The sequence below is a fragment of the Escherichia fergusonii ATCC 35469 genome, from assembly GCF_000026225.1.
GTDB classification, from domain to species: domain Bacteria; phylum Pseudomonadota; class Gammaproteobacteria; order Enterobacterales; family Enterobacteriaceae; genus Escherichia; species Escherichia fergusonii.
Window position 1 is genome coordinate 2271104 of the sequence record NC_011740.1, and the last position, 14364, is coordinate 2285467.

Genomic DNA, 14364 nt, shown 5'->3' on the forward strand with positions numbered 1-14364 from the left:
CTCACGCCTCCACCAGCAGATCCTGAAAATGCAGCGTGCCGCAAGGCTGGCCCTGTGTGTTCACCACCGGCAGCACTTCGCATCCCCGCGCGACAAACAGGGAGAGCGCATCGCGTAGCGTCATTTCTTCTGCCAGCGCCTCACCTTCAGCCCGCTCTTCGCGGCGCACGTAATCCGCCACACTACGTAACGAAAGCAGGCGGACCCCCAGTTCACTACGGCCAAAAAACTGGCGGACGAAATCATTCACCGGACGAGTCAGCATCGCCAGAGGATTGCCCTGCTGCACCACTTCACCGTGATCCATCAATACCAGATGTTCTGCCAGCCGTAGCGCCTCATCAATATCATGAGTGACCAGCACAATGGTACGCCCCAGCAAACGGTGAATGCGCGTCATCTCTTGTTGCAACGCGCCGCGCGTTACCGGATCCAGTGCGCCAAAAGGTTCATCCATCAGTAAGACTTGCGGATCGGCAGCCAGTGCGCGCGCCACTCCCACACGTTGCTGCTGACCACCGGAAAGCTGATGCGGATAACGCTCACGCAAATCCGGCTCCAGCCCCAGTAGCGCCATTAATTCGTCGATACGGTCGTCGATCCGCGCCCGCGACCATTTTTGTAATTGCGGCACAGTGGCAATGTTTTGCGCCACGCTCCAGTGGGGAAATAAACCAATAGATTGAATGGCATAGCCCATCCGGCGGCGCAACTCCAGCACTGGCAGCGAGCGAATTTCTTCTCCGGCAAAGCGGATCACTCCGCTGTCATGCTCCACCAGGCGATTAATCATTTTCAGGGTTGTGGATTTGCCGGAGCCAGATGTGCCAATCAGCACCGAAAAACTCCCTTCCTGAAAATTGAGATTGAGATCGTTAACGGCTTTTTGTGTGCCGAACAGTTTGCTGACATGGCTAAATTCAATCATTACGTTTCACCTTCAGCAGTGCGATAACCAGATCGAACAGTGCGTCGATCAGCACCGCCAGTACGATTACCGGGATCACCCCCAGCAACACTAAATCAATGGCACTGCTTAGCAGCCCCTGGAAAACCAACGCACCAAAACCGCCTGCGCCGATTAATGCCGCAATCACCGTCATGCCGACGGTTTGCACCATCACCACCCGCAGGCTGCGCAGAAATACCGGTAACGCCAGCGGTAGCTGCACATGCAGGAATCGCTGTGCTCCGTTCAAGCCCATCGCTCTGGCGCTCTCCAGCACATCGCGCGGGATCTGGTTCAAGCCGACTACCACACCGCGCACCAGCGGCAGCAAGGCATAGAGCACCAGCGCAATCAGTGCGGGTGTCATTCCGGTTCCTGCTATGCCGAGCTTACCCAGCCACGGAAAGGCCGTAACCAGCGCGGCAAGCGGCGCAATCAACAGGCCAAAGAGCGCCACCGAAGGCACGGTCTGAATGACATTCAGCAGAGAAAAAATCGCCCCCTGCCGCGCAGTGGAAAAGTAGCACCAGACGCCCAGCGGCACACCAATCACTAACGCAGGCAGCACCGCACCAAACAGCAACGTCAGATGTTGCGCCAGCGCGTCATTAAACACATCCTGACGGTTGGCGTATTCTTTCATTAGCGAGAGATCGTTAAGCGTACCGGAGTACAGCAACCACAGCGGAATAATGGCAATCTGCATATGCAACAACCAGCGCCACAGCGGATGCGTGGAGATTCGGCGGATGGCATCGCTACAGGCCAGCAATGCCAGCGCCGCAGCCAGCCAGAAACCACTGCCGAGGCTGGTACGCGCCAGTGCACTGCCATTTTGCGCCAGTTGTGTCGCCGCCTTTCCCGCGCCCCACACCAGCAATATGAAGACGAATTGCGCCAGAATGAGTGCAAAAATGCTGCCTTTTCTACCGGGAATAAAACAGGCTGTCAGCCAGGCGCAACATACGCCCACCAGCATCCAGATCGTTTGCGGCCACAACTGCCAGAGATGACGCCCCTCACCCGAGACTAAACGATTAGGCGCGTAACTGATAAACGGCAGCGCCGCTGCGATTGCCGTCAGCAACAGCAGCAGCGCCAGAACAGGATTAATACGGAAATAAGTCACGGGAAATTACTTCGTCCACCCTTTTTGTTTCAGGTAGTCGGTAGCCACTTTTTTGGCATCCAGTCCTTCAACGGCAATGCTGGCATTCAGTTGCTGTAACGTCTTTTCATCGAGGCTGGCGAAGACTGGCTGTAGCCACTGTGCCATTTGCGGATACTCCTTCAACACCGATTCACGCACCACTGGTGCAGGCGCGTAGATAGGTTGCACGCCTTGCGGATCGCTTAAGGTTTGCAGCCCCAGCGCCGCGACCGGGCCGTCGGTGCCGTAAGCCATCGCCGCATTAACGCCGGATGTTTGCTGGGCAGCAGCTTTGATTGTCACCGCAGTGTCGCCACCGGCCAGTGACAGCAACTGATCCTGACCGAGCTTAAAGCCATAGGCTTTTTCAAACGCGGGTAAGGCATCGGCGCGTTCGATAAACTCTGCCGAAGCCGCCAGCTTGAAGGTGCCACCCTCTTTCAGATAACGACTCAGGTCGGCAAGCGAAGTGAGTTTGTTTTTCTCTGCCATATCCTGACGCACGGCGATGGTCCAGGTGTTATTCGCAGGCGCTGGCGTCAGCCAGATTAACTTGTTTTGCTCTGCATCGAGCTTTTTGACTTTCTCATAGCCTTGTCCGGCATTTTTCCACGCCGCATCATTTTCATCTTTAAAGAAGAAAGCGCCATTACCGGTATATTCCGGATAGATATCCAGCTCGCCAGAAGTGATCGCGCCGCGCACCACCGGCGTGGTTCCCAACTGGACTTTATTCACCGTCGGTACGCCGTGGCTTTCCAGCACTTGCAAAATAATGTTGCCGAGTAGCGCGCCTTCGGTATCGATTTTCGAACCGACTTTAACGGGGGAAGCCGCCTGTAGCGGCAGGCTCACGGCTGCCAACAAAACCAGTGAACCTGCCCAGAGCTTTGAGAGTGGCATGATGCTTTCCTCATTCTTTTACTGTTGTTTTCAGCGAATTAAGAGAAAAGCATAGTTGATAATGGCGGGGTTAGCCTGACAAGGCGGATTCAGTTGCAGAATCAGATAAATACTTAAAGGGCGCAAACGTCGCGCCCTGGCTAAAGCATTACAGCAATTCAAACTCGCCTTTCTTAACGCGCGCGGAATCGGTGCCGATGAAGACATTGAACTTGCCAGGCTCGGCGTCATATTTCATCTGTTGATTCCAGAACTTCAGCGCCTCAATATCGATCGGGAAGCTGACAGTCTGAGTTTCGCCCGGCTTCAGGGTGATTTTCTCAAAGCCTTTCAGCTGCTTCACCGGGCGACTCATGGAAGCCGTCACATCCTGCAAGTACATCTGCACTACCGTGGCCCCTTCACGCTTACCGGTGTTTGTCACCTGCACGCTGGCGGTCACTTTGCCGTCACGCTTCATGGTCGGCGCAGAAAGTTTCACATCAGAGACGGTGAAAGTGGTATAGCTCAGACCATAACCGAACGGATAAAGCGCCCCGTTAGCTTCATCAAAATAACGCGAAGTGTATTTGTTCGGTTTGTCGGCATTATACGGACGACCGGTATTCAGATGGCTGTAGTACACCGGGATCTGCCCGACAGAACGCGGGAAGGACATCGGCAGCTTGCCGGAAGGGTTGTAATCGCCAAACAACACATCGGCAATCGCATTCCCCCCTTCCGTACCCGCAAACCAGGTTTCCAGAATCGCATCAGCCTGCTGATCTTCTTTCACCAACGCCAGCGGACGCCCGTTCATCAGCACCAGCACCAGCGGTTTACCGGTGGCTTTCAGCGCCGCAATCAAATCACGTTGGCTTTGTGGAATAGTGATATCGGTACGGCTGGAGGCTTCGTGCGCCATCCCCTGAGCTTCACCGACCACAGCCACCACCACATCAGATTGTTTTGCGGTCTGCACCGCTTCATCAATCATCTCTTGCGGCGAACGCGGATCGACTTTTACCGCTTCTTCATACTGATTCAGGAAATCGATAATGCCTTTATCACTGGTAACGTTCGCACCTTTGGCATACAGCACCTTGCCGTTTTCACCGACGGCGTTTTTAATCCCGGTCAGTACGGTCACAGATTGATCGGCAACACCGGCTGCGGACCAGCTGCCCATCACGTCACGTTTGCTGTCCGCAAGTGGCCCTACCACCGCAATGGTTGCCGATTTTTTCAGCGGCAGCGTTTCAAGGCGGTTTTTCAGCAACACCAGGCTTTCGCGCGCCACTTCACGCGCTTCTTTGCGGTGCAGGCGGCTTTCAGCATTAGTATCAACCGGGTCAGACTCTTTCGGTCCAAGGTGGCTGTATGGGTCGTTGAACAGCCCCATATCATATTTAACGTTCAGTACATGGCGGGCAGCGTCGTCCAGCTCTGCCATCGTCACTTTGCCGGATTTGATCAAACCGGGCAGATACTTCGAGTAGTACTCGTCGCTCATACTCATGTTGATCCCGGATTTCAGCGCCACGCGCACCGCATCTTCCGGGTCTGCCGCCGTGCCATGTTTAATCAGCTCTTTGATTGCGCCATGATCGGAAACGGTAATGCCTTTAAAGCCCCACTGATCGCGCAGCACATCTTTCAGCAGCCAGGAGTCGGAAGTTGCTGGCGTGCCATTCAGCGAGTTCAGCGCCACCATTACCGCACCGCTGCCTGCATCCAGCCCCGCTTTGTACGGCGGCATATAGTCGTTAAACAGGCGCTGCGGACTCATATCGACGGTGTTGTACTCTTTACCGCCTTCTACCGCGCCGTAAGCGGCAAAGTGTTTGACGCTGGTCATCACCGAGTAGCGATCTGCCGGGCTTTTACCCTGCATCGCTTCCACCATGGTCTTACCCATAATCGAAGTGAGATACGTATCTTCGCCAAAACCTTCAGAAGCACGTCCCCAGCGCGGATCGCGCGAGACATCGACCATCGGTGCCCAGGTCATGTTCAGGCCATCATCTGCCGCTTCATAAGCAGAGACACGCCCGACCGTTTTCACCGCATCGAGGTTAAAAGACGAGGCCAGACCGAGGCTAATCGGGAAAACCGTGCGTTGACCGTGCAGCACATCGTAAGCAAAGAAGAGAGGAATTTTCAGGCGGCTCAGTTCCATCACCTGATCCTGCATGGCGCGGATATCCTGACGGGTTACGGTGTTGAAAATCGCCCCAACCTGCCCGTCTTTGATCATCTCGCGGATCGCCTCTTTCGGGTTATCCGGGCCGACGCTGATTAAGCGAAGCTGACCAATTTTCTCATCAACTGTCATTTTCTTGAGCAGATCGGTGACGAATGCATCACGCGCTTCGGGCGTTAATGGATGGTTGCCGAATAAATCATCCGCCAGTGCTGGCTGCAGGGCCAGACTCACCGCGATTCCTACTGAACATAGCCATTTCATATGGATTTTCTCTTCCTCTTGGGCCCAATGTGGCGGCGAAAAATGTCGCAAAAACCGCAGTTTGCCATAAGCCCGAACAAGAGAGAAAAAGAAAGTGATGTGGATAGTCTGAAATTATGAAATATTCGTTCACTGTATCATCATGCATAGAGCTATGCTTATCCGTGATATTTTGTCCTGCCACAAGGAGTGGAGAATTCCTTCCATGACCACGATTGATAATAAAGACTTTTTGAATGAACTTGCCCGACTGGTGGGTTCTTCACACCTGCTCACCGATCCCGCAAAAACGGCCCGCTATCGCAAGGGCTTCCGTTCTGGTCAGGGCGACGCACTGGCTGTCGTTTTCCCTGGCTCACTACTCGAACTTTGGCGAGTACTGAATGTTTGTGTTGCCGCCGACAAAATTATTCTGATGCAGGCTGCCAATACAGGTCTGACCGAAGGCTCGACGCCAAACGGTAACGACTATGATCGCGATATCGTGATCATCAGCACCCTGCGTCTCGACAAGCTTCATGTTCTCGGTAAGGGCGAACAGGTGCTGGCATATCCTGGCACCACGCTCTATTCGCTGGAAAAAGCCCTCAAACCGCTGGGACGCGAGCCGCACTCGGTGATTGGTTCGTCGTGCATTGGCGCATCGGTCATCGGCGGTATTTGTAACAACTCCGGCGGCTCGCTGGTGCAGCGTGGCCCGGCGTATACCGAAATGTCGTTATTCGCGCGTATAAATGAAGATGGAAAACTGACGCTGGTGAACCATCTGGGGATTGATCTGGGCGAAACGCCGGAGCAGATCCTTAGCAAGCTGGATGACGATCGCATCAAAGATGACGATGTGCGCCACGATGGTCGTCACGCCCACGATTATGACTATGTCCACCGCGTTCGTGATATTGAAGCCGACACACCCGCACGTTATAACGCCGACCCGGATCGCCTGTTTGAATCCTCCGGTTGCGCCGGAAAACTGGCCGTCTTTGCGGTACGTCTTGATACCTTCGAAGCGGAAAAAAATCAGCAGGTGTTTTATATCGGCACCAACCAGCCGGAAGTACTGACCGAAATCCGCCGTCATATTCTGGCTAATTTCGAAAATCTGCCGGTTGCCGGGGAATATATGCACCGGGATATCTACGATATTGCGGAAAAATACGGCAAAGACACCTTCCTGATGATTGATAAGTTAGGCACCGATAAGATGCCGTTCTTCTTTAATCTCAAGGGACGTACCGATGCGATGCTGGAGAAAGTGAAATTCTTCCGTCCGCATTTTACCGACCGTGCGATGCAAAAATTCGGTCACCTGTTCCCCAGCCATTTACCGCCGCGCATGAAAAACTGGCGCGATAAATATGAACATCATCTGCTGTTAAAAATGGCGGGCGATGGCGTCGGTGAAGCCAAATCGTGGCTGGTGGATTATTTCAAACAGGCCGAAGGCGATTTCTTTGTCTGTACGCCGGAGGAAGGTAGCAAAGCGTTTTTACACCGTTTCGCCGCTGCGGGCGCAGCAATTCGTTATCAGGCCGTGCATTCCGATGAAGTCGAAGACATTCTGGCGCTGGATATCGCTCTGCGGCGTAACGACACCGAATGGTATGAGCATTTACCGCCGGAGATCGACAGCCAACTGGTGCACAAGCTCTATTACGGCCATTTTATGTGCTATGTCTTCCATCAGGATTACATCGTTAAAAAAGGCGTGGATGTACATGCGTTGAAAGAACAGATGCTGGAACTGCTACAGCAGCGCGGCGCGCAATACCCTGCCGAGCATAACGTCGGTCATTTGTATAAAGCACCGGAAACGTTGCAGAAGTTTTATCGCGAGAACGATCCGACCAACAGTATGAATCCGGGGATTGGTAAAACCAGTAAGCGGAAAAACTGGCAGGAAGTGAAATAAAAATTACGGATGGCAGAGTATCGCCATCCGTACTTCACTTAATCGTTCTGTGCCGTCTGCCCCGCCGCCGCCATCTGAGCGGCTTTTTGTTTTTTATAGCTCAACGCTGCTGCCGGAACAGGCATCACTTTACCGGTCTCAATCCAGGTACGCAGGCGGCTGGCATCGGCAAAATGGGTATATTTGCCAAACGCGTCCATCACTACCAGTGCCACCGGTTTATTATTGATAACCGTGCGCATCACCAGACAATGGCCCGCCGCATTGGTAAAGCCAGTTTTGGTTAACTGAATATTCCAGTTATCGCGATACACCAGATGGTTAGTATTGCGGAACGGCAGCGTATACGTCGGGTTAGAGAAGGTTGCCATATCTTCCCTGGTAGTACTTAACTGACCAATCAACGGATATTGTTTGCTGGCAATGAGCAGTTTGGTTAAGTCACGGGCAGTTGAAACGTTATGCACCGACAATCCGGTCGGTTCAACAAAGCGCGTGTTGTTCATTCCGAGCGATTTCGCTTTCGCATTCATCGCCTTAATAAAGGCTTTGTAGCCACCGGGATAATGGTGCGCAAGGCTTGCCGCCGCGCGGTTTTCTGAAGACATCAGCGCCAGCAACAGCATATCTTTACGGCTGATTTCGCTGTTCAGTCGTACGCGCGAATAGACCCCTTTCATCTCCGGCGTCTGGCTGATATCCACTTTTAGTTTTTCATCCAGCGGCAGGCGCGCATCCAGCACGACCATCGCGGTCATTAATTTACTGATAGACGCAATCGGACGCACCAGATCCGGGTGGTTCGAATAGATCACTTTGTTGGTATTCAGATCAACAATCATCGCGCTACCGGAGGCAATTTCCGGCTGTGAAGCGGTGGTAGCGGCTGCCGTTTTCGCAACGGCCTGTGGTGCAAAAGGCACAGCCAGCATCAGGGCCAGGCTAAATAAAGAAACTCGAAATTTCGGCATGATGAGCATTCAGATAGTGGTTCACGCGCACGGGTTGCGCACCGCCGGAGTAAGGATTTACTGAGGCTAGCGACGCCATCATAACGAGCAAAAAGTGCGATCGTCAAAAGAGAATCGTGAGGAAATGCTGCATTGCTGACATTTACGCCAGCAATGCAACGTCAAAGAACTTTCTAGAACAAACGATAACCGTAGCCCCATAGTATAACGGTAAGGGCGAGCAGCACTTCCAGTACCAGCACGCCTATCGCCAGCGTCGAACTGGAGAAGCTAAGGCCTTCCTCTTTGTTGATATTCAGGAAACTCGGAATACCGAGGTAAAGCAGGTAGCCGGTGTAAAACAGCGCCACCGTGCCGACCAGCGCACACAACCAGACCAGCGGGTAAAGCGCCACCAGACCGCTTAAAAACAGCGGAGTTGCAACGTAGCCCGCGAAGACCATGCAGTGCGCAAGTGACGGACGCTGCGGGTAATTGCGCGCCATCCACCAGATGACCCGCCCCATCACCGCGACCCCAGCCAGCATAACGCCATAAAACAAGACAGCCAGCGCCAGTCCGGTAAACCAGGATAACTTCAGGATAGTGCCATCGCCAAAATTCCAGCCAATTTGTGTGGTGCCAATAAAGGCGCAAATCACCGGAATCGCCGCCATCAGCAAAACGTGGTGGGTGTAATGGTGAGAAATCGTTTCGTTTTCGCGATTAATCACCTGCATTTCACGATCGGGATGGGAAAACAGTCCCCAGACATGGCTCATACCGCCCCCTTGTTGTGAGTTCATGAACCTGACAGTTCAAGTATAAGTCAGCTTGTGATTATTTTTTGTTCGCTTATGTAATTTGTACCGTCTGATGTACGTCCTTTTTCAGCGTGAATAATTCACAGGGTGTATGCTTACAGGCAACCAAAGGGAGACAGACGGGCCTATGGATCTCAATACACTCATCTCACAATATGGTTATGCTGCGCTGGTGCTCGGCAGTCTGGCGGAAGGTGAAACCGTGACGTTGCTGGGAGGCGTTGCGGCACATCAGGGGTTATTAAAGTTCCCGCTGGTGGTACTTTCTGTGGCGCTTGGCGGCATGATTGGCGACCAGGTGCTTTATCTGTGCGGGCGGCGGTTTGGTGGCAAGCTGTTACGCCGTTTCTCTAAGCATCAGGATAAAATTGAGCGGGCGCAGAAACTTATCCAACGCCATCCGTATCTGTTTGTCATTGGTACGCGTTTTATGTATGGCTTTCGGGTCATTGGCCCGACGCTGATTGGTGCCAGCCAGCTGCCGCCGAAAATCTTTCTGCCGCTGAATATTCTCGGCGCATTTGCCTGGGCGTTGATTTTTACCACTATCGGTTATGCTGGTGGTCAGGTGATTGCGCCGTGGTTGCACAATCTCGACCAGCATTTGAAGCACTGGGTCTGGTTGATCCTGGTCGTGGTTCTGGTGGTTGGCGTGCGCTGGTGGCTGAAACGGCGCGGTAAGAAAAAGCCGGATGATAAGGCGTAAAACCATTGCCGCGGATAAGACGGTCTGCGCCGCATCCGACATCAGGTACATCATGCCTGATGCGACGCTTCCGCGTCTTATCATGCCTACCAAATATTACCCATTGAAATATCCACGCACTTCACTGCGCTATTCTGGCTTAAACTGCGGATTCGCCAGCATAAATCCCCCATCCACTATCAACGACTGCCCGGTGGTGTAATTCGCGCCCTCTGAGCACAGCCACGCCACCAGGCTGGCAATCTCATGCGTTGCGCCAAAACGCCGCAGAGGAATCGAAGGCTCCGCGTCGGGCTTCACGTCGCCGTCATCCATGCCGTTCATTGGCGTGGCGATCGCCCCAGGCGCGACTGCGTTCACCAAAATCTTATGCCTGACCAGCTCAAGCGCCATCGCTTTGGTTAGCCCACCGAGTGCATGTTTAGCGGCTGTATAGGCGCTGGCATCCGGCAGCGGCGTATGCTCATGTACCGACGTAATGTTGATGATGCGACCGCCCTGCCCTTGTTTCACCATCTGACGAGCCGCAATTTGCGAGCATAAGAATGCACCATCGACATCAACGGTAAAAATCTTGCGCCACTCATCGAAAGCCATATCAAGAAACGGCGCTTTGGTCATTGCGCCCGCATTATTCACCAGCACATCGATGCGCCCCAGCCGTTGAATAAGTTTCTCCAGCGCCAGTGCCCCCTCTGGCAGTTTACCGAGATCGAGCTGCACGATCTCCGCACGTACGCCGTGACTAACCACCTCACGCGCAGTATCTTTTGCCCCTTCTTCATCGGAGTGCCAGGTAATGCCAATATCAAACCCCTGCTGCGCCAGTAATAACGCGCACTCTTTGCCGATCCCCGAATCGGAGGCGGTAATTATCGCGACCTGTGCCATCGAGTTCTCCACGGAGTCTCTAAAACAATAAGTATAGAAACGGGCTGATTACTTACGTCATATTTAGATAACTCCTGGAATTCGCGGCGCGTCGTTTCCTTTCCTATACTTAACGAAGTTTTAACAAAAAAGGAAAGCCAATGAAAATTTTACTCTGGGCAGTTTTGGTTATATTTATTATCGGGTTACTGGTAGTGACGGGCGTTTTTAAAATGATTTTCTGAAGATTTCCCACAAGGCCGGGTAGTTATCCCGGCCTTGCAACGATTACAGTTTTATCGCCTGAATAGCCTGCGCGATAGCAGGGGAATTATTTAATGCGCGGATTTGCTGAAATAATGTTGTCGCTTCGCTGTATTCTTTACGCAGATAACCTAACCACTGTTTAATTCGTGCCACGTGATATAGCCCGGTATCGCCCTGTTTTTCCAGACGCGTATATTTCTGCAATAATGCAACAACTTGTGCCCACGGCATACGCGGCTCGTTGTATTTCACCACCCGACTTAAGTTGGGAATATTTAATGCCCCGCGCCCAATCATAACGGCATCACAGCCACTTAACGCCATACATTGCTGTGCGCTCTGCCAGTCCCAGATTTCTCCATTCGCGATCACCGGAATCGTCAGTCGCTGACGGATTTCACCAATCGCCTGCCAGTCAATATGCTCGGCGCGATAGCCCTGCTCTTTCGTCCGCCCGTGAACCACAAGCTCCGTGGCCCCCGCTTGCTGCACAGCATCGGCAATTTCAAATTTTTGCTCACCACTGTCCCATCCCAAACGCACTTTTACACTCACTGGCAAATGAGCAGGCACCGCTTCGCGCATCGCTTTCGCGCCCTGGTAGATAAGTTCAGGATCTTTTAATAATGTCGCTCCGCCACCGCTACCATTAACTGTTTTTGAAGGACAGCCGCAGTTAAGATCAACCCCAAATGATCCCAGTTCCACCGCCCTGAGAGCATTCTCCGCCAACCACTGTGGATATTGACCAAGTAATTGGATGCGCACCAGCGTACCGGAAGGTGTCCGACTACTATTTTGCAGCTCCGGGCAGATACGTTGAAAGACTTTAACTGGCAGGAGTTGATCAACCACGCGAACAAATTCGGTGATACAAAGATCGTAATCGTTTACTTCGGTCAGTAATTCACGCACCAGAGAGTCGAGCACGCCTTCCATCGGTGCCAGTAACACACGCATATTTTTACCCACGAAAAAATGAGGCGCTATGGTAACGTCTCCGCTCTACTGTTTAAAGTGCTTCAATATCTGTGCACCAAAGCCTGGAGACGACTCTATGCTTTGTCTATGTGACAGTTATGTTAACGACTGCAGAAACCGTTTTGCCCAGATTTGGCGACGATTATCAGGGGAGATGCCCAGTGCTCCTGGTGAGAGGAACGACTATGCTCAGATTTCTTTATGTGATCGGTAGCACATTTTTGAGTTTAATTGTATGATGAATCCACTTCATCCAGGACGTTTATCATGAGTAAGATACTAAACACTATCTGGCAGTATGTACGTGCTTTCGTACTGATCTATGCCTGCCTGTATGCAGGTATTTTCATTGCATCTCTCCTTCCGGTCACCATTCCAGGCAGCATTATCGGCATGTTGATTCTGTTTGTACTGCTGGCACTGCAAATTCTGCCCGCACAATGGGTTAACCCCGGATGCTATTTACTGATTCGCTATATGGCGCTGCTTTTTGTGCCAATTGGCGTTGGCGTTATGCAGTATTTCGATCTATTGCGCGCGCAGTTTGGCCCGGTAGTGGTTTCCTGCGCAATTAGCACCCTGGTGGTGTTCTTAGTTGTTAGCTGGAGTTCGCAGCTAGTGCATGGCGAACGAAAAGTGGTTGGGCAAAAGGGTTCGAAAGAATGATGGCGTATATCTGGTGGTCATTACCACTGACCTTGATCGTCTTTTTCGCCGCACGCAAACTGGCGGCTCGCTTTAAAATTCCATTATTAAATCCATTGTTAGTGGCAATGGTGGTCATTATTCCTTTTCTGCTACTGACAGGTATTCCGTACGATCACTACTTTAAAGGCAGCGAAATATTAAACGATCTGCTGCAACCTGCTGTTGTGGCATTGGCTTATCCTTTATATGAGCAACTTCACCAGATCCGCGCACGCTGGAAATCGATCATCACGATTTGTTTTATTGGTAGTGTCGTGGCAATGGTCACCGGGACCACGGTTGCCTTGCTGATGGGTGCTACACCTGAAATTGCGGCCTCTGTATTACCGAAATCCGTTACCACGCCTATCGCAATGGCTGTTGGCGGTAGCATCGGAGGCATCCCGGCCGTGAGCGCGGTTTGCGTGATTTTTGTCGGTATTCTTGGCGCAGTATTTGGTCACACGTTACTGAATGCCATGCGTATTCGCACTAAAGCCGCTCGTGGTCTGGCAATGGGTACAGCTTCCCACGCATTAGGAACCGCACGTTGTGCAGAGCTGGATTATCAGGAAGGCGCCTTTAGTTCGCTGGCGCTGGTGATTTGCGGGATTATCACATCGGTGGTTGCACCGTTTATTTTCCCGATCATTCTGGCGGTAGTAGGATAAAATTTGCGATACGTCGCACATTTTTGATACGTGTTTCATATGTTGCACATTTAATGAGATTCAGATCACATATAAAGATAGGGTGGGTTCGTAAACTGTTATCCCATTACACTGTTACGAGGCAACGCCATGCATCCACGTTTTCAAACTGCTTTTGCCCAACTCGCAGATAACTTGCAATCTGCACTGGCCCCAATTCTGGCAGACAAGCATTTTCCTGCTTTACTGACCGGGGAGCAGGTCTCTTCGCTGAAGAGCGCTACGGGGCTGGACGAAGACGCGCTGGCATTCGCACTACTCCCGCTGGCTGCAGCTTGTGCACGTACGCCATTGTCGAATTTTAACGTTGGTGCAATTGCACGTGGCGTAAGTGGTACATGGTATTTCGGTGCCAATATGGAATTTATTGGCGCCACCATGCAGCAAACTGTCCATGCCGAGCAAAGTGCAATTAGCCATGCCTGGTTGAGCGGTGAGAAAGCGCTTGCTGCCATCACCGTTAACTACACCCCTTGTGGTCACTGCCGTCAGTTTATGAATGAACTTAATAGCGGTCTGGATCTGCGTATTCATCTGCCTGGCCGCGAAGCACACGCGTTACGTGACTATCTGCCTGATGCCTTTGGTCCAAAAGATCTGGAAATTAAAACATTGCTGATGGACGAACAGGATCATGGTTTCGCGCTCACTGGTGATGCCCTTTCTCAGGCAGCAATTGCGGCGGCTAACCGTTCACACATGCCTTACAGTAAATCTCCGAGCGGTGTGGCGCTGGAATGTAAAGATGGTCGTATTTTCAGCGGCAGCTACGCTGAAAACGCCGCATTTAACCCAACGCTGCCGCCGTTACAGGGCGCGTTAATCTTGCTGAATCTCAAAGGTTATGATTACCCGGATATTCAACGTGCGATTCTGGCTGAGAAAGCTGATGCGCCGCTGATTCAATGGGATGCAACCGCAGCGACTCTGAAAGCGCTTGGCTGTAATACTATCGACCGTGTTCTGCTCGGTTAACATCAGTGCCGGATAAACGTAGTGCATCCGGCAT

General features: G+C 52.2%; 14 protein-coding genes. 6 read left to right on the plus strand and 8 right to left on the minus strand.

The genetic code is table 11. The annotated features are described in order from the left end of the window. Position 1: 1 nt before the first annotated feature. The 4 genes from yehX to bglX all read right to left on the minus strand — a co-directional run bounded on the left by yehX (position 2) and on the right by bglX (position 5448). On the minus strand, positions 2 to 928 hold the full coding sequence (gene yehX, locus EFER_RS11130; protein ID WP_000569379.1) for a glycine betaine ABC transporter ATP binding protein YehX: 927 nt from the start codon (positions 926 to 928) through the stop codon (positions 2 to 4). Beyond that, positions 921 to 2078 (minus strand): glycine betaine ABC transporter permease YehY, encoded by a 1158-nt coding sequence (gene yehY, locus EFER_RS11135; protein WP_000220827.1) that lies wholly within the window; start codon positions 2076 to 2078, stop codon positions 921 to 923. The genes yehX and yehY overlap by 8 nt, the downstream gene beginning before the upstream one ends. Positions 2079 to 2084: 6 nt before the next feature. Further along, a complete protein-coding gene (gene osmF, locus EFER_RS11140) occupies positions 2085 to 3002 on the minus strand; it encodes a glycine betaine ABC transporter substrate-binding protein OsmF (protein ID WP_001131229.1) in 918 nt (305 codons plus the stop codon). 148 nt (positions 3003 to 3150) lie between these two features. Next, positions 3151 to 5448, minus strand: coding sequence for a beta-glucosidase BglX (bglX, locus tag EFER_RS11145; protein ID WP_000871465.1), 2298 nt, complete (start codon positions 5446 to 5448; stop codon positions 3151 to 3153). Between the two features lie 196 nt (positions 5449 to 5644). Between bglX and dld the strand changes: the two genes are divergently transcribed. Further along, positions 5645 to 7360, plus strand: coding sequence for a D-lactate dehydrogenase (gene dld / locus EFER_RS11150; RefSeq protein WP_024256497.1), 1716 nt, complete (start codon positions 5645 to 5647; stop codon positions 7358 to 7360). A gap of 38 nt (positions 7361 to 7398) precedes the next feature. Here the strand turns inward: dld and pbpG are convergent, their stop codons facing one another. Continuing rightward, a complete protein-coding gene (gene pbpG, locus EFER_RS11155; protein ID WP_001319943.1) occupies positions 7399 to 8331 on the minus strand; it encodes a D-alanyl-D-alanine endopeptidase in 933 nt (310 codons plus the stop codon). A 173-nt stretch (positions 8332 to 8504) separates the two neighbouring features. Then, a complete protein-coding gene (locus tag EFER_RS11160; protein WP_001295454.1) occupies positions 8505 to 9092 on the minus strand; it encodes a Yip1 family protein in 588 nt (195 codons plus the stop codon). Positions 9093 to 9261: 169 nt separating this feature from the next. Between EFER_RS11160 and EFER_RS11165 the strand changes: the two genes are divergently transcribed. After that, the gene (locus EFER_RS11165) at positions 9262 to 9840 is read left to right on the plus strand and encodes a DedA family protein (RefSeq protein ID WP_015953552.1); all 579 of its coding nucleotides are present in this window, start codon (positions 9262 to 9264) and stop codon (positions 9838 to 9840) included. A gap of 129 nt (positions 9841 to 9969) precedes the next feature. Here EFER_RS11165 and EFER_RS11170 read toward each other — a convergent pair whose 3' ends face one another. Next, positions 9970 to 10731: an SDR family oxidoreductase gene (locus tag EFER_RS11170; protein ID WP_000079514.1), complete on the minus strand. Its 762-nt coding sequence runs from the start codon at positions 10729 to 10731 to the stop codon at positions 9970 to 9972. 140 nt (positions 10732 to 10871) lie between these two features. Between EFER_RS11170 and yohP the strand changes: the two genes are divergently transcribed. After that, positions 10872 to 10955 (plus strand): small membrane protein YohP, encoded by an 84-nt coding sequence (gene yohP, locus EFER_RS11175; RefSeq protein ID WP_000698461.1) that lies wholly within the window; start codon positions 10872 to 10874, stop codon positions 10953 to 10955. A gap of 43 nt (positions 10956 to 10998) precedes the next feature. Here the strand turns inward: yohP and dusC are convergent, their stop codons facing one another. After that, complete coding sequence (gene dusC / locus EFER_RS11180) at positions 10999 to 11937, minus strand: tRNA dihydrouridine(16) synthase DusC (RefSeq protein ID WP_001264885.1); 939 nt, start codon at positions 11935 to 11937, stop codon at positions 10999 to 11001. A gap of 288 nt (positions 11938 to 12225) precedes the next feature. Here dusC and EFER_RS11185 point away from each other — a divergent pair, with 288 nt between their 5' ends. The 3 genes from EFER_RS11185 to cdd all read left to right on the plus strand — a co-directional run bounded on the left by EFER_RS11185 (position 12226) and on the right by cdd (position 14330). Then, complete coding sequence (locus tag EFER_RS11185; protein ID WP_002431444.1) at positions 12226 to 12624, plus strand: CidA/LrgA family protein; 399 nt, start codon at positions 12226 to 12228, stop codon at positions 12622 to 12624. Continuing rightward, complete coding sequence (locus EFER_RS11190; RefSeq protein WP_000968391.1) at positions 12621 to 13316, plus strand: CidB/LrgB family autolysis modulator; 696 nt, start codon at positions 12621 to 12623, stop codon at positions 13314 to 13316. The genes EFER_RS11185 and EFER_RS11190 overlap by 4 nt, the downstream gene beginning before the upstream one ends. 129 nt (positions 13317 to 13445) lie before the next feature. Continuing rightward, positions 13446 to 14330 carry a cytidine deaminase gene (gene cdd, locus EFER_RS11195; RefSeq protein WP_000553537.1) on the plus strand — a complete coding sequence of 295 codons (885 nt, stop codon included), beginning with the start codon at positions 13446 to 13448 and terminating at the stop codon, positions 14328 to 14330. Positions 14331 to 14364 lie beyond the last annotated feature (34 nt).